At 39.7% G+C, this 2,547-nt stretch carries 4 protein-coding genes; all 4 read right to left on the reverse strand.

What is annotated here, in order from left to right; all coding sequences use genetic code 11:
- Positions 1 to 25: 25 nt before the first annotated feature.
- Complete coding sequence (locus BUC07_RS20400; protein WP_073174193.1) at positions 26 to 748, reverse strand: diacylglycerol/polyprenol kinase family protein; 723 nt, start codon at positions 746 to 748, stop codon at positions 26 to 28.
- A gap of 15 nt (positions 749 to 763) precedes the next feature.
- The gene (locus tag BUC07_RS20405) at positions 764 to 1,492 is read right to left on the reverse strand and encodes a phosphatidate cytidylyltransferase (RefSeq protein WP_073174195.1); all 729 of its coding nucleotides are present in this window, start codon (positions 1,490 to 1,492) and stop codon (positions 764 to 766) included.
- 4 nt (positions 1,493 to 1,496) lie between these two features.
- A complete protein-coding gene (locus BUC07_RS20410; protein WP_073174197.1) occupies positions 1,497 to 2,297 on the reverse strand; it encodes a sulfite exporter TauE/SafE family protein in 801 nt (266 codons plus the stop codon).
- The coding region (locus BUC07_RS21045; protein ID WP_175552592.1) for a DUF6134 family protein at positions 2,290 to 2,547 on the reverse strand (258 nt) is incomplete at its 5' end. The genes BUC07_RS21045 and BUC07_RS20410, both read right to left, overlap by 8 nt.

The raw sequence follows: 2,547 nt of genomic DNA on the forward strand, positions 1-2,547 counted from the left end.
CTTTCGAAAGTTAGCAATGAGTCTTTTATAGGCAAACCCGTAAAACGACTCTGACCACGTTCAGAGAACGTGGGTTTCTAATTTGAACTAAAACCGCCACGGCACTCAGCGGAATACTTAAATTATCGAAACCACGCCAGCTAATTAATTCGCTTAACGTAGTGACGATGGATACCAACATCGCCAGCCAAAATGCTTTTAAATCAAAAACCCCGCGATGGAAGTACAGCGCGATTAAACTGATTACAAAACTGGATACCAGAAAAGCTCCGGAGCCCAGCCATGTTTTATTTAGTTTTCGCCCCATCCATTTTATTTTTCCGTTGTAAGCTTTCAGGTTGATTCCAAGAATGGCTGCCATGGGGTCGCTGATGGCCAGGATCAGCATTGGGAGAATGTATAAAAACTTGTTGCCGCTGAAATCTGAAATCAGAAAGGTGATGTAAATTGACAGGGGGAGCAAATAACTCCCTACCGATTTTCGTGTTACGCCGTGAATTGATTTTAGCTGTTTTCCATTTCGGGTAATATACAATACGGTGGCAAACAAAAGGGCAAGTACCAAAATGTACCAGTGCGATGGAAAAATATATGGAAAAGGCACGGTTGCCAACACCGAGGAGAAATGTGCAAATTTACGTGTTATTTCCCCTGTTGGGCTCAATCTTCGGTAAACCAACTCGTTAAAAATCAGCAGCAAGCCAATTCCGATTAAATATACAAATGATAATACTACAATATTCCCCATAACAGATTTCCTTTTTTAACTTCCTAAAATTGAAATAGCCAGTGCAGCCCAAGAGCCACCGGCAATTAAACTGTCAAACCTGTCGAGAAAACCACCGTGCCCGGGTATCCAGTTACTGTAATCCTTAACCTGAAATTTTCTTTTGTACAGCGATGCAAGAATATCTCCAACAAATGCAAAAAACACGGTTCCAAAAGCAAGCAGAAATAATTCTGAATTTGTTCCCTGAAAAAGATTTTTTAGTAAGAATGCGCTTATCAAGGCGATAATAGTTCCCCCAACAACACCGCCCCATGTTTTATTCGGGCTAACAGCCGGCATTATTTTAGTTTTCCCAAAAAGCTGGCCTGTGATTTGGCTAAAGCTGTCGAAAATGGAAAGAACCAGAAATGTCAGCAGAATCAGATTGCGGTCGGCCCGGCTAAAAACAATAAATCCGGCTGAAAGAATAAAATAAACCAGCAGAGACAATACAAAAAATAACTTGTGCTGAAATTTTGCAGCAACGAAAAGCCGGCTCAGCTCAAAACTTCCAACCGCAACAATTAAAATTGCCAGGTACGAAAAGATAACTGATTGAATAGTAATACTAAAAAATAAGATGTTTATGATGATAAAATAAACGCCAAACTTTGTATAGCTTTTGCGGGCCACGTCGCGTTCTTTTTTTCTGTTAATCAGGCAGAAACCGATTCCCCCCAAAACAAAATAGCCCAATATAATACTGTAAATCAATTGTTCCATAAAACTAATTCCTCCCTAAAATCATTAAAACCCCGATAACTGCCATAATAAGGGCATACGCATATTTTGCTTTGTTCTCTGATTTGTCAACTTGAATTTTTGCGAGTAAATGCGGGCCAATTAGCGCTCCGATTGTTGAGCCTGCGGTAAGAAAAGCAACCAGTGTTAAATCTATTTTTCCCACAATAAAATGAGCACCTGCTGCAAAAATTGTATTCACCAGTACCACAAGAAGCGATGTGCCAATAACCATTTTAAGTGGTATTTTTGTTGAAAACAGTCCTGCCAGGACAGGCGCACTACCGCTTGTACCGAATGTTCCGGTAATTAAACCGGCTGCCATTCCAAAAAACGAACCCGTAAGTGTTTTTAAATTTTTCTGCGATATTCTAATTTTTTTGCTGAAACCTTCACTATTATTTTTCCCGGCATTAAAAACCATGTGAAGCGCAATCAGGATTGAATAACTTCCGAAAGCCGCTTTTAATGCGAAATCACTAATGCTGTTGGCTATTCCTGCACCGATAAACGCCCCGATGATTCCTGTTAACATAAAAAGCGCTGCTACCCGAAAATGTATATGATTTTTGCGGTAATGTCCCCATGAGCCAACCATACAAATGGGCAAAGTTGCCACCAGCGATGTTATAACCGCCGTTTGGGCCGGCACCGCTAAAAGGAGAGTGAGAACAGGTAAAAAGAAAAATCCGCCACCTCCTCCAACCATGGTGCCAAACAAACCGATAATAAATCCCACCAGCGGTAAAATGAAGTAAATGTTCTGTATTTCTGAAAAATTAATCATTTTTGCTGCTTTCTATCACTCTTTTTAATTCCATCGTTCCCAATGGATGATGCATTTTTGCGTATTGTAATATTCCGTTTTCATAAAAATATCTGTTAATTTCCCTGTCTTTTTCATCTCTGATTGAGTACACATGTTCATCCACAGGATTTATCTTTTTCATTTCCGAACTTCTTTCCTTGTATATTTTTTTAATTCCGTCAGGTTCGTTGAAATAAAGCAGACTCCCGCTATAAGTAATTGATTCATT

This window comes from Tangfeifania diversioriginum (assembly GCF_900141875.1).
Lineage (GTDB): Bacteria > Bacteroidota > Bacteroidia > Bacteroidales > Prolixibacteraceae > Tangfeifania > Tangfeifania diversioriginum.

What these genes read in the sequence shown, in the direction of transcription:
- BUC07_RS20410 (WP_073174197.1), bottom strand. Translation starts at nt 2,297, where the DNA reads ATGATTAATTTTTCAGAAATACAGAACATTTACTTCATTTTACCGCTG.
- BUC07_RS20400 (WP_073174193.1), bottom strand. Translation starts at nt 748, where the DNA reads ATGGGGAATATTGTAGTATTATCATTTGTATATTTAATCGGAATTGGC.
- BUC07_RS20405 (WP_073174195.1), bottom strand. Translation starts at nt 1,492, where the DNA reads ATGGAACAATTGATTTACAGTATTATATTGGGCTATTTTGTTTTGGGG.